General features: G+C 72.8%; 17 protein-coding genes. 7 read left to right on the plus strand and 10 right to left on the minus strand.

The window, feature by feature from the left end:
• Positions 1-75: 75 nt before the first annotated feature.
• The 6 genes from HDA30_RS08005 to HDA30_RS08030 all read right to left on the minus strand — a co-directional run bounded on the left by HDA30_RS08005 (position 76) and on the right by HDA30_RS08030 (position 5784).
• Complete coding sequence (locus HDA30_RS08005; RefSeq protein WP_184241696.1) at positions 76-348, minus strand: metal-sensitive transcriptional regulator; 273 nt, start codon at positions 346-348, stop codon at positions 76-78.
• A gap of 48 nt (positions 349-396) precedes the next feature.
• Entirely contained in the window at positions 397-1191 is a 795-nt protein-coding gene (locus tag HDA30_RS08010; protein WP_246418727.1) for a sulfite exporter TauE/SafE family protein, read from the minus strand.
• Positions 1192-1246: 55 nt separating this feature from the next.
• Complete coding sequence (locus HDA30_RS08015; RefSeq protein WP_158496301.1) at positions 1247-1858, minus strand: rhodanese-like domain-containing protein; 612 nt, start codon at positions 1856-1858, stop codon at positions 1247-1249.
• Between the two features lie 39 nt (positions 1859-1897).
• The gene (locus tag HDA30_RS08020; RefSeq protein ID WP_158496300.1) at positions 1898-3301 is read right to left on the minus strand and encodes an MBL fold metallo-hydrolase; all 1404 of its coding nucleotides are present in this window, start codon (positions 3299-3301) and stop codon (positions 1898-1900) included.
• Positions 3302-3500: 199 nt separating this feature from the next.
• Positions 3501-4784 (minus strand): phospholipase D-like domain-containing protein, encoded by a 1284-nt coding sequence (locus tag HDA30_RS08025; protein WP_158496299.1) that lies wholly within the window; start codon positions 4782-4784, stop codon positions 3501-3503.
• Positions 4785-4833: 49 nt separating this feature from the next.
• The gene (locus tag HDA30_RS08030) at positions 4834-5784 is read right to left on the minus strand and encodes an acyl-CoA thioesterase (RefSeq protein WP_158496298.1); all 951 of its coding nucleotides are present in this window, start codon (positions 5782-5784) and stop codon (positions 4834-4836) included.
• A 99-nt stretch (positions 5785-5883) separates the two neighbouring features.
• Here HDA30_RS08030 and HDA30_RS08035 point away from each other — a divergent pair, with 99 nt between their 5' ends.
• The 4 genes from HDA30_RS08035 to HDA30_RS08050 all read left to right on the plus strand — a co-directional run bounded on the left by HDA30_RS08035 (position 5884) and on the right by HDA30_RS08050 (position 12113).
• Complete coding sequence (locus HDA30_RS08035) at positions 5884-6507, plus strand: HEAT repeat domain-containing protein (protein WP_158496297.1); 624 nt, start codon at positions 5884-5886, stop codon at positions 6505-6507.
• 16 nt (positions 6508-6523) lie between these two features.
• Positions 6524-7735, plus strand: coding sequence for a 23S rRNA (uracil(747)-C(5))-methyltransferase RlmC (rlmC, locus tag HDA30_RS08040; protein ID WP_184241698.1), 1212 nt, complete (start codon positions 6524-6526; stop codon positions 7733-7735).
• Positions 7736-7958: 223 nt separating this feature from the next.
• On the plus strand, positions 7959-8543 hold the full coding sequence (locus HDA30_RS08045; RefSeq protein WP_184241700.1) for a hypothetical protein: 585 nt from the start codon (positions 7959-7961) through the stop codon (positions 8541-8543).
• Positions 8544-8738: 195 nt separating this feature from the next.
• Positions 8739-12113: a beta-phosphoglucomutase family hydrolase gene (locus tag HDA30_RS08050; protein ID WP_246418728.1), complete on the plus strand. Its 3375-nt coding sequence runs from the start codon at positions 8739-8741 to the stop codon at positions 12111-12113.
• A 15-nt stretch (positions 12114-12128) separates the two neighbouring features.
• On the opposite strand, the gene HDA30_RS08055 is transcribed toward HDA30_RS08050, so the two are convergent.
• The 3 genes from HDA30_RS08055 to HDA30_RS08065 all read right to left on the minus strand — a co-directional run bounded on the left by HDA30_RS08055 (position 12129) and on the right by HDA30_RS08065 (position 15722).
• Positions 12129-13475 carry a sensor histidine kinase gene (locus tag HDA30_RS08055; protein WP_158496294.1) on the minus strand — a complete coding sequence of 449 codons (1347 nt, stop codon included), beginning with the start codon at positions 13473-13475 and terminating at the stop codon, positions 12129-12131.
• A gap of 13 nt (positions 13476-13488) precedes the next feature.
• Positions 13489-14160, minus strand: a complete 672-nt coding sequence (locus HDA30_RS08060; protein ID WP_158496293.1) for a response regulator — start codon at positions 14158-14160, stop codon at positions 13489-13491.
• 107 nt (positions 14161-14267) lie between these two features.
• A complete protein-coding gene (locus HDA30_RS08065) occupies positions 14268-15722 on the minus strand; it encodes an L-lactate permease (protein ID WP_184241702.1) in 1455 nt (484 codons plus the stop codon).
• A gap of 116 nt (positions 15723-15838) precedes the next feature.
• On the opposite strand from HDA30_RS08065, the gene HDA30_RS08070 reads away from it, so the two are divergent.
• From HDA30_RS08070 to HDA30_RS08080, 3 genes are all read left to right on the plus strand, one after another.
• Positions 15839-17098, plus strand: coding sequence for a nitronate monooxygenase (locus HDA30_RS08070; RefSeq protein WP_184241704.1), 1260 nt, complete (start codon positions 15839-15841; stop codon positions 17096-17098).
• 13 nt (positions 17099-17111) lie between these two features.
• Positions 17112-17831, plus strand: a complete 720-nt coding sequence (locus HDA30_RS08075; protein WP_184241707.1) for a hypothetical protein — start codon at positions 17112-17114, stop codon at positions 17829-17831.
• Between the two features lie 138 nt (positions 17832-17969).
• Positions 17970-18257 carry a hypothetical protein gene (locus HDA30_RS08080; protein WP_184241709.1) on the plus strand — a complete coding sequence of 96 codons (288 nt, stop codon included), beginning with the start codon at positions 17970-17972 and terminating at the stop codon, positions 18255-18257.
• Positions 18258-18272: 15 nt separating this feature from the next.
• Here HDA30_RS08080 and HDA30_RS08085 read toward each other — a convergent pair whose 3' ends face one another.
• The gene (locus HDA30_RS08085; RefSeq protein WP_184241711.1) at positions 18273-18833 is read right to left on the minus strand and encodes a TetR/AcrR family transcriptional regulator; all 561 of its coding nucleotides are present in this window, start codon (positions 18831-18833) and stop codon (positions 18273-18275) included.
• Positions 18834-18896 lie beyond the last annotated feature (63 nt).

Consider the following 18896-nt stretch of genomic DNA (forward strand, 5'->3'; position numbering starts at 1 on the left):
CCCTCAGAAGGGTCGTTCACGCAGTACAGATGCCGAGATGCCGCTGAGGCCGGCGGGGCCTGACCCGCCCGCCGTTCAGGCGAGGGTGAGGAACAGCTTCTCGAGCTCCTCGACGGTGAGGTCGTCCTCCTCGGCCGCGCCGGGGTCGGCGACGCAGTGCTTCATCGCCGAGGAGACGACGGCGAAACCGGCCTTGTCCAGGGCGGTGGAGACGGCGGAGAGCTGCGTGACGACGTCGCGGCAGCTGCCTTCCCCCTCGACCTCGCGGATGACGGCGTCGAGCTGCCCGCGGGCGCGCTTGAGGCGGTTGAGGATCTTGCGCTGGGCATCGGGGTCTGCGGGGCGCATGTCCGGTCCTTTCTGACGGTCCGAGTGGGTCGAAGACGGAGGTGGGGGTCAGGCGGCGGCGCGGACGAGCCCGGCGACCTCGACGCCGAGCACGCCCAGTCCCATGAGCAGGACGAACCAGCCGAAGCCGGTCTTGAGAGCTTTGTCCGGCACCCGGTTCCCCACCGCTACGCCGATCAGCGCGCCGAGGAACGCCAGGCCGGTCAGCACGCCGATGAAGGGCCAGTCGAGGTCGACTCCGGCCATCTTGCCCACGAAGCCTGCGAGGGTCTGCATCGCGATGACCAGCAGGGAGGTGCCCACGGCGACGCTCATCGGCAGATGCGCCATGAGCACGAGGGCGGGGACGATCAGGAAGCCGCCGCCGGCACCGACGAGGCCCGTGACCATGCCGACGCCCACGCCGGCGGACAGGAGCCCGCCGAGACGAGGCCGCACCTCGGTCGGGTCCGCCGCCTCGGCCCGCACGGTGCTGGCACCGCCCCGGCGGCCGCGGATCATGCCGCGGGCGCTGAGCAGCATGACGATCGCGAAGCCGATCATGAGCACGGGCCCGGGCAGCGCCGAGCCGAGCAGGCCGCCCAGCAGCGCGCCGACCATGCCGGCGGCCCCGAAGAGCGCGCCGGTGCCCCAGCGGACGTGGCTGGCCCGCGCATGCAGGGCCACCGAGAGCAGGGAGGTGACGCCCACGACGAACAGCGAACTGGCAATCGCCTCCTGCGGGTCCAGCCCGGCCACGTACGTCAGCAGAGGGACCATCAGGATGGATCCGCCGCCGCCGAGCAGACCGAGCAGCAGCCCGACGAGCAGGGCCAGCCCGACGGCCAGCCCACGCATGCTCATCACGCCCATGGCGCCTCCTCGTCCCTCGCTCCGCGGTCCGCCGACGACTCTACGCTCAGGCCCGGCGAGCCCGCTCAACCGGGCAGGCGTCCGGGCCGCCGAGCAGCGCGGCCGCGTCGGCGGCGCCGCCGCTGACCCGGTTCCAGGGCATGCGGTCGAGCATCGAGCCCATCGCGCACGTGTCGGTGAGCGAGGAGAACACCAGGCCCGTGCCGATGCCGGCGGGGATCAGCCCGAAGCGCTTCGAGCCGATCTGCGAGGCGACGGCGCCGACGAGCACGATCGAGCCGGCGACGAAGCGGACCTGCCGTTCAAGCGACCAGCCGGTGCCGCGGCGCACCACGTCGCCGCCGGCCTGGGCGTAGGCGGAGATGCCGCCGGTGAGCACGGTCGCGCGCTCGACGCCGGCCTCGGCGAGGCGACGCTGGGCGTCTGCGGCGCGCACGCCGGAGGCGCACACGAGCACGGCGTCGTGCTCCTGTTCATGGACGCGGCCGGCGACGTCGGCCACGTGCTCCTTCAGCGTGTCGAGCGGGACGTTGTAGGAGCCGGCGATGTGCTCGGTCTCGAACTCGCCGGGGGTGCGGACATCGAGGACGAAGGCGGTGCCGGCGGCGATCCGCTCGCGCAGCTCGGCGCCGCTGACGGGGGTGAGGGTGGTCTGCATGGGTCTCTCCTAGAGGGTGGTGATGGGGGGCGGGTCGGCTCAGCGTGCGGCCCAGGCGGCGTAGCTGCCCTCGAGCTCGATCACGTCGAACCCGGCGCGGCGCAGGGCCTGGGCGGCCACGACGTTGCGCAGCCCGGACTGGCAGAAGGTCACGAGGGTCTTCTCGCGCGGCAGCTCGTCCTGGTGGAAGAGCACCTTGCCGGCGTTCAGCTGCTGCGCGTCGGCGATGGTGCCCTCGGCATGCTCGGTCCGGTTGCGCACGTCGACGAGCACGGTGTCCTGCTCGGCGCCGATCTGACCGGCCTCGAGGCGGCGGGCCAGCTCCTCGGCGTCGACGGTCGGCACCGGCTCAAGCGGCAGACCCTCGAGGGTGACGGTGTACGCGGCGGCCGCGTCCACGCCGACGCGGATCATGTGCTCGCGCATGGTCTCGGCGTCCTCGCGATCGTCGGCGAGCAGCACGATGTCCGCGTCGTCGCTCTCCGGGTCGTAGGCCCAGCCGACGTGGGTGGCGACCTTGCCGCGGGAGGGCAGGGCCAGGGCGCCGGGCACGGTGCCGGCGAGGATCTCGTCCACGCCGCGGGTGTCGGCGAGCACGGCACCGGCGTCGAGGCGTTCGAGGACGGCGGCCGCGTCCAGCTCCGCGAGCTCGGGCAGCTCGCCGAGGATCGCCGGGCCCTGCTTGTTCTGCCGCTTCATGCGGGCGAAGTAGGCGTGGGCGTCGGGCTGACCGTCGAGCAGCTCGTCGATGAAGCCCTGCTCGTCATCGTTCTCCAGATGGGTGGCCCACCAGGCGTGGCGACGCTCGTAGCCGACGGTCGTGGCGGGCAGCGCGCCGAGGGCCTTGCCGCACGCGGAGCCGGCGCCATGACCGGGGTAGACCTGCACGTGGTCGGGAAGCGTGAGGAACACGTCCATGAGCGAGGCGAACAGTTGCGTGGCGCCCTCGAAGCGGGTGTCGACGCCGCCGGCGGCCTCGTCGAGCAGGTCCGGGCGGCCGAGGTCGCCGGCGAACACGAAGTCGCCGGTGAGCAGGTATCCGGGCTCATCGGCGAACGCGCCGTCCTGGACGAGGAAGCTCAGGTGCTCGGGGGTGTGGCCCGGGGTGTGGCGGGCGGTGACGGTGATGTTGCCGAGGGCGATCTCGTCGCGGTCGTGCAGCAGGTGCGCGTCGAAGCCGTAGGACCAGTCCTCGCCGCCCTCGCCGGAGACGTGGATCTGCGCGCCGGTGCGGGCCGCGAGCTCGCGGGTGCCGGAGAGGAAGTCCGCGTGGATGTGAGTCTCGGTCACGTGCGTGATCGTCATGCCGTGGCGGGCGGCGAGGTCCAGGTAGACCTGCACGTCGCGGCGGGGGTCGACGACGATCGCCTCGCCCATGGCCTGGCAGCCGATGACGTAGCTGGCCTGGGCGAGGTCCTCGTCGTAGATGCGCTCGAGAAGCATGGGGGTCCTTTCGACGGACGGGGCCGCGAGGCCGGACCTCGCAATACCCCCTGGGGTATCCAATGGACAGAAGGTTACACGTATACCCCCAGGGGCATGCAAGGGCGAGGCGGGCGGAGACGGCCGAGGGGTCCGCGGGGTCGGCGCCCGACGCATCGCGCCGCGTGCTCCACGCGGCCGCGCCGACCGCCGGCTCAGCTCACAGCAGCGGGCGCAGCGGGCGCAGCAGCGTCTCGATCACACGGGCCAGGCCGTGGCGGTCCTCCCAGCGCGGATGATCCACCCGCTCACAGTGGCGGGCGTCCGCGGCGAAGATCCGCTCCATCTGCGCGGCGAACTCCGGGTCGAGCACGCCGATGTTCGTCTCGTAGTTGTAACCCAGTGAGAGGCGGTCGATGTTCGCGGTGCCGACGGTCGACCACTGCCCGTCGACGGTCGCGGTCTTGGCGTGGATCATGCAGGCCTTGTACAGCAGAATCGTGATGCCGGCCTCGAGCAGCTCGGCGTAGAAGCCGCGGGAGACCCAGTCCGCGACGATGTGGTTCGAGTCCTTCGGCACCATCACCTGCACGTCGACGCCGCGCGCAGCCGCCGCCTTCAGCGCACGCAGGACCTGCTGATCCGGGATGAAGTACGGGGTGGAGATGTAGATGTGCCGCTGCGCCCGCTCGATCGCCGTCAGATACGACTCACGGATCGGGTACACCAGCTGCACGGGCAGGTTCGAGGCCACCCGCACCTGCGTCGCCCACTCCTCGGGCGGGAACCACTCCATGCGCTCACCCTCGGGGTGGGACGCATTCCACACGGTCGCGATCGAGTGGTCGAGCCCCCACACGGACGGCCCCTCCACCTGGACGTGGGTGTCACGCCACGTCGTCGCGTAGTCGTCGCCGATGTTGAAGCCGCCGACGAACCCGATCCGCCCGTCGACGACCAGCACCTTCGAATGGTTGAAGCCCGTGTGCCGAATGATCCCGCGCCAGTACGGGCGCGTGAACGCGGGCAGCCGGTACACGTGCACCTTCTCCGACAGGCCCGTGTAGAACCGTTTCGGCACCACGAGGTTGCCGAACCCGTCATAGATCGCATGCACCGTCACGCCGCGCTCGGCAGCGCGGTTCAGGGCCTCGACGAAGCGTCGCCCCGTCGCGTCGTCCTTCCAGATGTAGGTCTCGAGCTTGACGGACTCCTGCGCGCCGTCGATCGCGGCGATCATCTCGTCGTAGAGCTCCTGCCCCGAGGTATGGATCGCCATCGTCGAGCTGCCCACCCTCGCGCGGTGGGTGCCGGGCTTGGGGGCCGGCCGCGCCTTGCGGTGGCGCCGCTTGACCATGTCCACGGCCGTCAGCCCCGCGGCCACGACGGTCGGGACGACGACGGTGGTCAGGGCGGCCACCCCCGCAGCGTTCACGGCGACGCGACGCAGCAGTCGGTCAGCGCGGAGTCCGGCAGGAAAGGGCAGGCGCGACACAGGGCTCATGACCGAAGTCTACGTTTCCCCTCCCCGGCCCAACGCTGTCGTCTCACGCTCAGACCGAACTCCAGGTCGCCCCGGCCTCGGAGCGCAGGCGCACCAGCTCGACGGCCTTCTCCTCGAGCCCTGCGGCCCACTCGCTCTCGGGCTCCCACTGCTCGACGGGCCGGGCCCGCCCGTCGTCGGGGGCCACCATGACCGCCAGCGAGTGCGCGACGACCCGCCCCTGACGCTCATGCCGGCGCGCGGCATAGACCCGCAGCGCCACGTGCATGGCACGGGCCGAGGTGTGCACCAGCAGCGCGTCCACCGAGACGACCTCGCCGACCCGGATGGTTTCGACGAAGCGCACCCCGCCGGCGAACGCCGCGACGACGTTCTCCGTGCCGGACCAGCGGGCGGCGCACACGGCCGCCGCCTCGTCGATCCACCGCATCACGGCCGCCGCACGCACGGTGGAGCCGACGGTGGCGTGGGACGCCCCGGCCAGGAAACGCAATGTGACCAGCTCGTCGCGCTCGCCGACTTGGTCTGGGAACGGCATGGCCGCCATGCCGCCCTCGATCTCGGCGCGCAGGCCGGTCGCTTCCCGGGCCTGCCGAGCGCGCTCGGCCTGCCGCTCGGTCGCCGGCTCCCAGACGGGCACGTCCTGCGGGACGCCGTCCTCCTCGGCCGTGTAGACCATGAGGCAGTCGGTGCACACGACGGGACGACCCTCCGCATCGGGGATCTCCGGCAACAGCAGGCGCGTCTGCACGTGGATCTGCGCGCCCTCGGTGTAGACGACGCGAGCCTGGACGGTGGCGCGGGTGTCCACGGGGACCGGATGGCGGAACTGCATGTTCCCGACGTATGCGGCACGGACGAACGAACCGGACCAGCTGGCGGCGACGGCATAACCGACCTTGTCGATCCAGGCGATCACGGTGCCGGCGTCCACGGTGCCCGTGGGGTGGGTATAGCTCTCTGCGGAGAAGTCGAGTGAGAGGGCCCCGCGCACGTGCATGGGCCCAAAAGTATCACTCGCGCGCGGATCTTATGCTATGCATCACATGCACGGGGGCCGAATGATCGCTGGACGTGGCGGGCGCGGGAGAATGGCCGCATGCACGACGAGAACCACCCGTTTCTGCCCGCCGGCCTCGACCCGGACCGGCCCGACACTCCCCTGACCCGCCTGCACGCCCGCACGGAGGCCGCGGCGACGACCCACGGCGAATCCCGCACCGTGCAGACCGCCGTGCGGATGCTCACCGGCCGCACGAGCGTGGAGGACGTCACCTCGGGGCTGGCGGCGATGATCGCCGGCGACGACGAGGGCCTGTCCCTGCCCGCCGCGGGCGCCCTCGCACTGACCGCCGTGTGGCACCGCTCGGCCGTGCCGGCCCTGCGCCAGGCGCTGACCGATGACGACGAGACGGTCCGCGAGGCGGCGCTGACGGTGCTGACGGCCCGCGCGGGTCGGCTGCGCGCGGACCAGCTGCTCGACGCGGACCTCGTGGCCGCCGTCCACGCCGCCTGCGGCGACCCGTCCCCGGGAGTGCGGGGCGCGGCGTGCGCGGCCCTGGGCGAACTGGCCGGGGACCGGGACCTCGAGACGGTCCTGCCGACGCTCTCGGCCGCGGTCATGGACGTCGACGCGGACCTGGCGGCCGCGGCGGAGCTGGGCCTGACGCGACTGGCCGACCGCCTCGACCGCCCCGACCTGCGCCCGTCCACGCAGTACTGACGGGCCGGCCCTGACGATGCAGTGCCCCCATTTCGACGCCGGCCGGTGCCGCTCGTGTTCCCTGATGGGAGTGCCGTACGAGCAGCAGAAGACCCGCAAGAACGCCGCGGTGCGGCACGCACTGGCCGACGCCACCGACGAACGCACCGCGTGGGAGCCGCTCGTCTCCGGACCGGAGTCCGGCTTCCGGAACAAGGCGAAGCTCGTGGTGACGGGGACCGTGGCCGCGCCCCGGCTGGGGATCCTGGACCCGGCCCAGCATCCGAAGCACCACGACGGCACGGGCGTGGACCTGCGGGACTGCGGGCTGTACGAGCCGGACATGGAGGCGGCGTTCCACGCGGTCGCTCGGGCGATCACGGCGGCTGGGCTGGAGCCCTACGACGTCGCCGCGCGCACGGGCGAGCTCAAGCACGTGCACGTGACGGCCTCCCCGGACCGGGAGCTGATGGTGCGCTTCGTGCTGCGTTCGCGGGACCGCCTCGAGGCGCTGCGCGCCGCCGTGCCGGGGCTGCGCGAGGAGCTGGCGGCCCTCGGGACCCCGGCGTCGGTGGTGAGCGCGAACCTGCTGCCGCGGCACGTGGCCCTGCCGGAGGGCGAGGAGGAGATCGTGTTGGCCGGCGGGCCGACGCTGACGATGCGGCTCAACGGCATCGGGCTGCGCCTGCGCCCGCAGGGGTTCTTCCAGACGAACACGGCGGTGACGGAGCGGCTGTATGCGACGGCGGCGCGGTGGATCACCGAGGCCGGCGCGCCGGCGTCCGCGTGGGACCTGTACTGCGGGGTGGGCGGGTTCGCGTTCCACCTGGCGCGGGCCGGGGTACGGGAGGTGTGGGGGATGGAGTCCTCCGCGGAGGCGGTGGCGGCGGCGCAGGAGACGGCGGCCAAGCTGGGACTGTCGGACCGGGTCCTCTTCTCCGCCGGCGACGCCACCTCCGCGCTGTCGTGGCCGAAACGGGAGGCTCCCGAGACGCTTTCGTGGCCGAAACGGGAGGCTCACCCGGACGTCGTCGTCGTGAATCCGCCGCGGCGGGGCATCGGACACGAGCTGGCCGAGGCGCTGGAGCGCTCGGATGTGCCCACGGTGCTCTATTCGAGCTGCAACGCGGCGACGCTCGCGCAGGACCTGGCGCGGATGCCGGGCTACCGGGCGGCGCGGGTGCAGGTGTTCGACATGTTCCCGCAGACCGGGCACGCCGAGGTGCTCACACTGCTGCGGCGCCGCTGACGGGGAAGCGGCGCTCGGGCCGCGGCCCGGCAGCGTCGTCAGCGGCAGGACTGGGCGGCGAGCTCGGCTGCTACGGCGCGCGCTGACCCCGGAACAGCGACGGCGCGCCTTCGGCACCGAGTCCGAGCAGACCGCTGCCGAGGCTCTCCACCACGAGCGGGCGGCACTCGTCGACGCGCCGCCGTCCCGCAACGTCTTGGAGACGGACGACGACGAGGCGCGCGTGACCCTGGGACGATCCTTGCGCCTGGCCGGACGGGCCTCGGACCTGTACGGGAAACTCCTGGGCGCAGCGATGCTGCTCATGCTGGGCCTGCTCTTCACCATCCCGATCGTCCACACCCTCCCTCTGAGCGTCCTGGGCGTGCGGGTGGACCCCTCGGCCGTGTCGGAGGCCGTCCTGCCCTGGTTCATGACTCTGCTGGTCCTGTTTCCCCTCATGCTCCCGATCGGACACCTCCTCAACGTGGCCGCCGAGCGCCAAGACCGTCGGATCCTGGTGGACTGGGCCTCCCGGCGCCCCGGCCAGCTCGCGCGCGGCGTGCCGCGCCTGCCCGACCCGCACCCGCATCACCAGCGCAACGCCGCCGGGTGCAGCGGCTACGGATGCCTGCTCCTCGCTCCCATCCTGCTCTTCGGCGCCGGGATCGCGTTCCCTCGCGCCTACCAGGGCGACGGGTTCACGACGCTCGCGCTGCTCTCGGCCGTCGTCGCGGTCGCTGTGTCCGCCCTGGTCTGGCGGCGCATCGCCACACGCGAGCGCAAGGACAGGGCGCTCTTCGAGGCCCTGTCCGGGCCGTACGTCTGAGCAGCCGACCGAGCCGCAGACGGCCCCGGTCCGGTGACGACCCCGGGCGGCCCCGTGAGAGCCGTCACCGCCGCCGGGGCGGGGTGCCGCCCCGCCGGGCCCGGGCCCTACGCTGGTCCGAGAACACGAGGCGGCGCCCGCACGCGCACCCCGGTCGCCCCACGTCTCCCGCCCCGAACGAAGGCCCCCGCGCTGATGCAGACCCTCACTCCCGCCCCCGTCCAGGACCGCAACGCCCGCCGCCACCGCCTGCGCCGCTACCGCGCGGTCATCTTCGACATGGACGGCGTCGTCACCGACACCGCCGGCGTGCACGCCGCCGCCTGGAAGGAACTGTTCGACGAGGCGCTGCCGCAGGTCGGGCAGCTGCCGGCCAACGAGGGCGTCGTCACGGCGAACCCGGACGTGCTCGCCGAGTTCGACCTGCACGCGGACTACCTGCAGCACGTGGACGGCCGCCCCCGTGAGGACGGCGTGCGCGCGTTCTTCGCCTCCCGCGGCCTCACCGTCCCCGAGGCTACCGAGACCGCCGACGGGGAGCCGCCCACCGTCCAGGCCCTGGCCGAGCGCAAGCAGGGCTTCTTCGAGGCGGTGCTCGCCCGTGACGGCGTCCGCGTGTTCGATGAGGCCGCTGAGCTGCTGGAGAACCTGCGCCACAAGGGCGTGCCGGTGGCCCTGGTGACCAGTTCCAAGAACTCCCGTGCTGTGCTCGGCGCCGGCGGCGTCCTCGAGCACTTCCCCGTGATCGTCGACGGCAACACCGCCGTCGAGCGCTCCCTGCCCGGCAAGCCCGACCCGGCGATGTTCTGGGAGGCCGCGCACCGTTTGGGCGTCGACCCGGCCGACGCGATCGTTCTCGAGGACGCCGTTTCGGGTGTGAAGGCCGCCGCCGACGGCCGCTTCGGCCTCGTCATCGGTGTGGACCGCGAGCCCGAGCTCGGCAAGGGCCGGCTCAAGGACGCGGGCGCGCACCTGGTCGTGCAGGACTACGGGACCCTCGAGCTGCACAAGCGCGCCGCCGCCCCGTTCGACGCCGCCTGGGTGCTGCGCTGGGACGAGTTCGACCCCGAGTCCGAGGGCACGCGCGAGGTGCTGTGCACCCTCGCCAACGGCTATTGGGGCACGCGCGGCTCGATCCCGGGCACCCGCGCCTCCGAGACGCACTACCCCGGCACCTACCTGGCCGGCGTGTTCAACCGCCTCACCTCGCACGTGCAGGGCAAGGCCGTCGAGACCGAGCACCTCGTGAACATCCAGGACTGGACGCCGCTGATCGTCACCCCGCGCGACGGACGGCCCCTGCTGCCGGGCGAGGAGGAGATGGTCGACTTCCACCAGGAAATGGACCTGCGCCGCGGCGTGCTCAGCCGCACCATGGTGTTCGAAGACGCCACGGGCCGCCGCACGAGCCTGCACACCCGCCAGTTCCAGTCGCTGGCGAACCGACACATCGCCGCCCTCGAGCTGACCGTGATCGCTGAGAACTGGTCCGGTGAGGTCACCGTCCGTTCCATGATCGACGGGCGCGTGGCCAACCTGAATGTCTCCGACGACCGCACCCTGGCCAACCGCCACCTCGAGCCGGTCCAGGCCACCGAGCTCGACGGGGAGACCGTGCTGCTGGAGACCCGCACGAACCAGTCGCGCATCCACATCGCCATGGCCACCCGCACCCGTCAGATGGCCCCGATCGGCCACACCCAGCCGATCCGCCGCGCTGTCGAGGAGGGCGGTGACCTCGTCGCGGGTCAGGACATCTTCCTGCGCCTCGACCAGGGCGTGCCCCTGGTGCTCGAGAAGACCGCGGCCGTCGCGAACACGCACGATCACGCGCAGTCCTCGGTGAGCGAGTCCGCCGTCAAGACGGTCCAGCGCGCCCAGAACTTCCGGAACCTGCTGACCCTGCACGAGCAGCGCTGGGGCATGAACTGGGACCGCTTCGCGGTGCGCATCGACCTGGCCGAACAGTACGCGCACCAGCGCCGCTCGACCGCCCGCCTCGATCCGGAGGCCGACTTCGAGCACCCGGAGTTCGAGGCCGCCCGCTCCCGCTCGGTCGGCACGGCCGCCGTCATGGGCAAGGACGGCGCCTCCCTGCGCCAGCAGCTGGCGCTGAACCTGCACACCTACCACGTGCTGCAGTCCGCCTACGGCAAGCGCCGCGACCTCGACGCCTCCGTCGGGGCGCGTGGACTGCACGGCGAGGGCTACCGCGGGCACATCTTCTGGGACGAGATCTACATCTTCCCGATGCTCACGCTGCGCCGCCCCGAGATCACCCGCGGCCTGCTCATGTACCGCTACCGCCGCCTCAACGAGGCCCGCGCCAACGCCCGCGCCGAGGGCTGGGCCGGGGCCATGTACCCGTGGCAGGGCGGCTCCGACGGTCGCGAGGAGACCCCCACCGAACTGTGGAACCCGCGCAACCAGCAGTGGATGCCGGACAACTCCCACAACCAGCGGCACGTCTCCCTGGACGTCGCCTACTCGGTGCTGCGCTACATCGAGGCGACGCAGGACCGCTCGTTCATCTCCGACTACGCCGCCGAGATGCTCGTCGAGATCTCCCGGTTCTTCACGTCGATGACCCTGCACGACGCGGAGACCGACCGCTACGAGATCCACGGCGTGATGGGCCCGGACGAGTTCCACGACGGCTACCCGCAGACCCCCGGCTCGGGGCTGCGCAACAACGCGTACACCAACGTTCTGACCTCGTGGCTGCTGTCCGAGACCGCGAGGCTGGTGCGGTGGATGGACACCCTCGACGACCCGCTCACCGAGGTCATGGAGATCTCGGAGGAGGAGATCGAGAACTGGGAGCACATCGCCGCGCGCCTCACGATCCCGTTCTTCACCGAGGGCGAGGAGGCCGGCATCCTCGCCCAGTTCGAGGGCTACCAGGACCTGCTCGAGTTCGACTGGGACGCCTACCGGGCCAAGTACGGCAACATCGGCCGCATGGACCTGATCCTGCAGGCCGAGGGCGACACGACCAACCGGTACAAGCTCTCCAAGCAGGCGGACGCGCTCATGCTGACCTACCTGTTCAGCCCGGAGGAGCTCGACGAGATCCTGCGCCGCATGGGCTACGAGCTGCCGCGCGAGAACTTCGAGCGGACGGTCGCCTACTATGCGGCCCGCTCGACGCACGGCTCGACCCTGTCCCGGCTCGTGCACGCGTGGGTGACGGCCCGCACCGACCCGGACGCGTCCTGGGACCTGTTCACCGAGGCGCTCGAGTCCGACCTCTCGGACACGCAGGGCGGCACCACCCGCGAGGGCATCCACCTCGGCTTGATGGCCGGCACGGTGGACACCGTGATCCGCTGCTACGCGGGGCTGGAGACCCGCGACGACGTGCTGCGCGTGGACCCGGTGCTGCCGGAGCAGCTGCCCGGTGCGGCGTTCACGATCCGCTTCCGTGAGCAACCGGTGAAGATCCACATGCGCCACGACGCGGTGACCGTCACCGCCCAGGAGGGCCTGGTGCGGGACGTGCCGATGGTCGTCGCGGGCCAGGATCGCACGCTCCGCCCCGGCGAGGAGTTCACCGTCCCGCTGCGCTGAGTCCCTGCGCCCGGTTCAGCGGGTCGGCAGGACGGCCCGCACGAGCCAGCGGGAGCCGAGCGCCTCGGCCCGCAGGGTGCCGCCGAACAGGGCGACGCGCTCGCGCATGCCGGCCAGGCCGAAGCCCGCGCCCGAACCGGCCCAGCGGGGTCGCGGAGCGCGCTCGGGCTCGGAGGGCTCCTCCGGGGCGGCCGCCAGCGGGCTCGAGACCTCGAGCACGAGGCGGCCGGAGTCGTCGTGGAGGCTGTGCATGTGCACCGCACCGCACCGCGGGGCGTGCTTCAGGACGTTGGTGGTGGCCTCCTGCAGGATCCGCAGGACCGTCAGCTCCATTGAGCGCGGCAGCTCAGCCAGCCCGTCGAGGCGCCGGTCCACCTGGAAGCCGGCCGCGGTCAGCCGGCCCTCGAGTTCATCGAGCCGGGCGCCGAGGTCCGCGACCGCGCCGTCCTCGTCAGAGTCGAGATTCCGGTCCGTGCCGCGCAGCGCCGTGAGCATGCGCCGCAGGTCCACCAGCGACTGGCGGGCGGCCGTCTCGATCGTCCGTTCGCTCTCGCTGCGGGCGATGGGGTCCTCGGTGGTGCGGAGCATGGCGGCCTGCATCGAGATCACCGTCAGCCCGTGCGCGACCACGTCGTGCAGCTCGGTGGCGATCCGCTGCCGCTCCGCCTCGGTCGCCTGCTCGACGCGCTCCTGCGCCTCCCGCAGCGCCGCTTCACGGACGCGGACTTGACGCCGAGCCCGCCGGATCAGCAGCGACGGGACCGCGAGGACGAGCCCCAGCACCGCGAACATAGTCATGCCTCCGGCCAACGAGCTGTCATCCGCGAGACTGCCGTCGACCAGCAGCTCCGCCGCGGTCACCAGCAGAGCCAGGGCGCCCAGCGCCGAGTACGCGAAGAGCGGCCGCGAGTAGCGAGCCACCATCGCGGAGCCCACGACGAGACCGCCGGCGAACGCGAACGTGTTCAGCTGCGTGTGGTCGTCCCCGACGAGCCCGAGGAGCCCGAAACCGCCGCCGATCAGCACCAGCAGCGCGGCGACGCTCGGCTGCCAGGCGAACCCGACGGTCAGCAGCGCGGCCATGGCCGTCAGGGCGAGGCCGACCAGCGGGGACGTCTCCGTCAGTCCCTCCTGCTGCGCCGTCTCCATCTCCTCCCGGAACGCCGGGTCGGCCATGAACCACTGCTCCAGTGTGGGACCGAGCAGCAGCCCGCCCACCTCGAGGACGATCAGCAGGACCGCGAGCCCGTAGAGCAGGTACCGCATGTGCCGGGAGACCGGCTCACAGCGCAGCAGGGCGGGCAGGCGAGGTTCGGACGGCAGGCGGGAGGCCGACAGGGCGGGCGCGGCGTATGAGGGCATCGTCGGGTTCCGCTCAGAGCTCGACGAGGCCGGCGCGGGCGGCGCGCAGCAGCACCTGCACCCGGTCGCGCACCTGCCACTTGTCCATGACACGGCCCAGATGGGACTTCACGGTGGCTTCCCCGAGGAACAGCGCGCGAGCGATCTCCGCGTTGGACCGGCCCTGCGCGAGCTCGCGGACGACGTCGAGCTCCCGACCGGTGAGCTGCTCGTGTTCGGCCAGCGGCTCGGCCGGGCCGGCGTCCCGGGCCAGCGAGTGCGGCGCCTCAGAGGTCGCGGCGTCGATCAGGTCCCGGGCGACGGCTGGGGAGAACGCGGCCTCCCCCGCGTGGACCGTGCGCACGGCCTGGACGACGTCCTCGGGCGGCGCGTCCTTCACGAGGTAGCCGGCGGCCCCGGCGCGCAGCGCGGGCACCAGGTACTGCTCGGAGGCGAACGTGGTGATCGCCAGCACGCTCGTCTCGGGCAGCGCCTCGGTGATCCGCGCGGTCGCCTCGACGCCGTCCATGCGGGGCATCTGCATGTCCATGAGCACGACGTCCGGGCGCAGCCGCTCGGCCTGTGCGAGGGCCTCCACCCCGTCGGAGGCGCCGCCGACCACCTCAAGGTCGTCGGCGAGGCTCACGAAGTGTTCCAGGGCGGTGCGCATGAGGGCCTGGTCGTCGGCCACGAGTACTCGGATCACCCTCCGAGCCTAGGCCGCGCGCTCGGGAACGGGGACCGCCACAGGTCGGAAATCGGGCGGACGGGGCTCGGAACCGGGGCGACGGACCGCGCGCTGCCCGGCGCCGCTCAGAGGCCGGGCAACACGATGACGGCCGCCGCGGCTTGCAAGCTGAGCCCGACGAGCACGGGCGGGACGAGCCAGACGAGCATGTCCGTGCGTGTGACGGGACGTTCTCCGGCGGCCGCCCCGTCGGCGCGCTGGGCGGGCAGGGCCATGCGGTAGGCGGTCTCGATGCGGGCCGGTCCGGCGATGATCGCGTAGCCGGCGGCGGAGTTGTGCAGGGCGTTCATCCACTCGGGGCGCACGCCGAGGGCCGGCCCGGTGTCCATCTGCACGGTGCCGAACATGGACATCGCCCCGGTGTTGGACGCCGTGATGTAGCCGGAGACGCCCGCCAGGAACGGCGCCGCTGCCAGGTACCCGGCGCCGAGACCCGCGAGCGAGCCCGCCAGGGCCTCGGAGTGCCCGCCGGCGGTGAGGCAGTACCCGAGCACCAGATACAGGCTCGTCGGAATCGCGATGGCCGCCCAGAGCCGGGCCGCCTCGCCGGGCACGGCGCGGGCGTCTTCGCCGCGCAGACGCAGCAGCCGCATGCCGAGCAGGGCGCCCGTGAACGACCACAGGGCCGGGCTGCCGACCAGCGCGCCGAGCGCCGACGCCGAGGCCGGGAGCACGCCTTCGAGCGCGGTCCCCAGCACGGTGCCGACCATGAGCACGACGTAGGGCAGCACCGCGACGCCCGGCCCCGGTGCGAGGTGGCCGCGCCGTAGGACCAGCAGCCACAGCACCGTCATGAGGAACGCGGCGACGGCCCCGGCGGGCGCGGTGCCCAGCGTGAGGTTGGCGCCGAGGATCAGGGCGGACTGCACGAGCCCGGAGACCGCGCCGAGCGCCATGCCCGTGGCCCGTCCGCCACGGGTGCCGGGCCGGTGCACGAGCAGCGCCGCCGTCGCCCCGGAGACGACGGGGTGCACGGTGTTGAGCACGGCGGCGAGCACCCCGACCTCCTGGAAGTCGAGGCCGCCGAGCTGCGCGCCGAGCAGGGTCCCGGGCGCCATCGATCCCCACGGGCCGATCGTCAGGCCCAGCAGCACCAGGACGGCGGCGCGCAGCGGCGTGAACCCGAGGCCCAGCAGCAACGGCAGCCCGACGATCACGGAGACGCCGAACCCGGTGACCGTCTCGAGGAAGGGAACGACGCCGTGGATCATGAGCAGCGCCGTGCCGAGGCCGGGCGCCGCGCCCGAGGACAGCCAGGCGGTGAGCCGGGCGTTGGCGCCGCCGCGCTCCATGACGCGGGCCAGGGTGACGCCACCGGCCATGATCGCCAGCACCTCGACGAACGTCGGCACCCCCTGGCCGAGAGCCCCACCGAACTCGGCGGGCCTCGCGCCGAGCACGGCCAGGCCGAGGCCGATGGCGGCGACGATGCCCGCCGCGGGCGGTACCCAGCCGGGCAGCGGGCGGGTGAGCAGCGCCAGCGTGACCAGCAGCGGGACCGTCGCGACCATCGCTTCCATGGTGCTCCACGGTACGGGGGTGTCCCAGGGTGTGGGGCACGGGCCTCGGGCGTCGCACTGCGTCGCATGACGGCCGCGGGTTCTGACGGTGTTGGCCGCGCGCTATCGTCCGGCGCATGGACGCCACGCACGTTCCCGATGTGAACGCCTCTGCGCAGATCGCCGTGCTGGACGCGGCCGTGCCCGTCGCGGTCGCGCCGATGGCAGGCGGGCCGAGTAGCCCTGAGCTGGTGGCCGCCGTCGTGAGGGCCGGCGGCGCCGGATGGCTGGCCGGGGGCATGAAGACCGTCGAGGCGGTGCGCGAGCAGGTGGAGCGGACGCGGGAGCTGCTGGCCGGGCCGGATGTGGGCCCGGGGGACGCCGACGCGGCACGGCGCTTCGGCGTGAACGTGTTCGTGCCCGACGTCGCGAACACGGCCCTGCCCTCCGAGCGCCGGACGAGTGCGCTCGACGCGGCGACGGCCGCGGCCGTGGAGGCACACCGTGAGCGAGTGGTGGAGGCGGCCGAGGCCGTGCGGGTGCGGGCCGTCGCGGCGGGGGACGCGGCAGAGACGGCCGAGATCCCGGTGGCGACGCTCGCGCAGGCCACGCCCGACGACGAGGAGCAGGCCCGCGAGTTCGCGGCGATGGTGGACGCGGCGGTCGAGCAGCGGTGGCCGGCGGTGTCCTTCACGTTCGGGTTGCCGTCACCCGAGGTGTTCGCGCGACTGGCCGCGGCCGGGGTCCCCGCGGGCGTGACGGTCACCGACGCCGGGCAGGCGAGCGAGGCCGTCGCGGCGGGCGCGGAGTTCCTGACCGTGCAGGGGCCGGCCGCCGGCGGGCACCAGGGCGGCACGCGCCACCCGGCGGTCACGGACGCGGGCGGACCGGTCGGCGTCGAGGAGACGGCGCGGCTGGTGCACGAGGTGCGGCAGACCGTCGGGGGCAGCGTGCCGGTGGTGGCCGCCGGGGCGATCATGCGCGCCGAGGACGTCGTCGCGGTCCTCGAGGCGGGCGCCGTCGCGGCGCAGTGCGGCACCGCGTTCCTGCTCGCGGACGAGGCCGCCACGTCGGCGGCGCACCGTCGCGCCCTGGCCGGTCTCACGGGCGCAGAGCATCAGGCGGCGCCGGGCGACCTCGACGACGCCCCGGGCCCCGAGACCGCGTTGACTCGCGCGTACACGGGCCGGTGGGCGCGCTCGCTCGTCACCGCGTTCCTGCGCGAGCACCCGGACGCCCCGCAGGCATATCCGCACGTCAACGCAATGACCGGGCCGCTGCGGAAGGCCGCCGCTGCCGCGGGTGACCTGCACCAGGTGCACCTGTGGGCCGGCACGGGCGCGGCGCGGGTGCGCGCGGGGTCGGCGGAGCAGGTGCTGGCGGCGCTGCTGGCCTGACACACTCACAGGCATGAACACAAGACGGGACACCCTGAGACCGGCTCTCACGGCCGTCCTCGCCTTGACCCTGGCAGCCGGCCTCACCGGCTGCGGGCCCGACGAGCCGAGCGACGCCGAGCTGCAGCACGCTGCCCAGCGGTCCACCGCCGACGGCGAGTTTCTCGAGAAGACCTTCCCCGACCTCGCCCGATCCATGGGTGCGGACTCCCTCACCCGCCTGCGTGAACGCACCTGCACCGGCGCCCTGCCCGGCGACCCCGCCGCCGTGGAGAACACCTCCTGGGTCGCCGAAGCGAAAGTCACCGTCCGCGACAAGCACGTCGCCCGCACCGTCGCCGACCACGTCCGCGACCAGGCCCGCACCCAGGGCTGGGAACTCGCCGACGACCCCGCCGACGTCGATGCCGACGGCAACTTCTCCGGCACCCGCCTGCTCGGCGGACACCACCACGAACGCGACCTCGCCCTCACCGTCCTGCTCGACGAAGACCGCCACGGCGACCTGATCGTCACCGCACTCGTCCGCGGCGCCTGCCGCGACATGCCCACCGACCACCGCATGGTGCGGTCCACGTTGGACCCCGAGTACGGCGCCGTCGGTTCCGGGTATGAAGACACCGGCGATCTGCACGACTACACCGGCCGATACAAGCCCCTGCCCGACTCCACCCAGGACCCCGCGCCCACCGGTCCCACCGGCGCCACACCCCGCGGCGGCATCGACGGCTGACGGCACGCTCCCCCGAAAGGAGGAGGCCCCACCCAGCCGGATCATCCCTGGGACGGTGCTCTGTGCCGGCGGTGCCCGGAAGACTGGTCTCACGCCCAGCAGAAAGACCCCGCACCCGTGAGCCGCCCGGAGACCGACATGACCGCCACCGCCCTGTCCGTGACCGAGCCGCGCCGCACTGAGTCCCGGCGCGCACAGTCCGACCGCCGCGACACCCCTCAGCAGCCTGTCGGCACACATCCGGGCGTGCTGTGGACGGCGCACGCCGTGGGCTTTTCGATCATGATTGTGACGATGGTGGCCCTCACCCAGTTCACGTCGCTGACCGAGTTGTGGTGCTGGGTCGTCGCCGTGCCCGCCGGAATCTGCGCCATGCTGCTCACCGGGTCCGTCATGGACCCGCTGGTCAACCGCCTCCGCAGCTGACCCGCCCGGCGGGCGTCATCCGGCGGCCAGCCCTCGCAGATAGGCGTCGAGCAGCCACGCGCGTTGGTCCGGCAGCACCTGCTCTACCTCGGGCAGCAGCGGCCGCATCACCGTCATCAGGCCCAGCAGGAAGCGCTCGCCCGTCACATCGGCCCGGACGATCCTGGCCGCGCGCACGACCGAGGCCACTGACTCCATCAGCTCGAGGATCTCCCCCTCCGCCGCTTCCATCAGCTCCCGGTGCGGCAGGTCCCGCTCCTTCATGGACTGGCGCGTCACCGCGACGGCCGTCAGGTTCACGGCGGCGACGTGCACGGCGAAGTCCCGCCACCGCGCGCTCAAGTCCTCCTCGCCGGAATGGAAGCGCTCGGCCGCCGCACGCAGATCGGCCAGCAGCCCCTGCAGCAGCTCGGTCAGCAGGTCTCGGCACGTCGGGAAGTGCCGGTAGAGGGTGGCGACGCCGACGCCGGCGCGCTGGGCGATCGCCCGCAGCGAGACGTCCAGGCCCTTCTCCCCCGTCAGATCCCTGGCCGCCTGCAGCAGGTCCTCTCGGTTGGCTCGGGCGTCGGCTCTCATGCGGACCATGGTCTCACTCCGCGGCTCCCAGGCCGCTCCACGGCAGTTCCCGGGCACGTCACA

Origin of the sequence: Micrococcus cohnii (assembly GCF_014205175.1) — a bacterium.
Taxonomy (GTDB): Bacteria; Actinomycetota; Actinomycetes; order Actinomycetales; family Micrococcaceae; genus Micrococcus; species Micrococcus cohnii.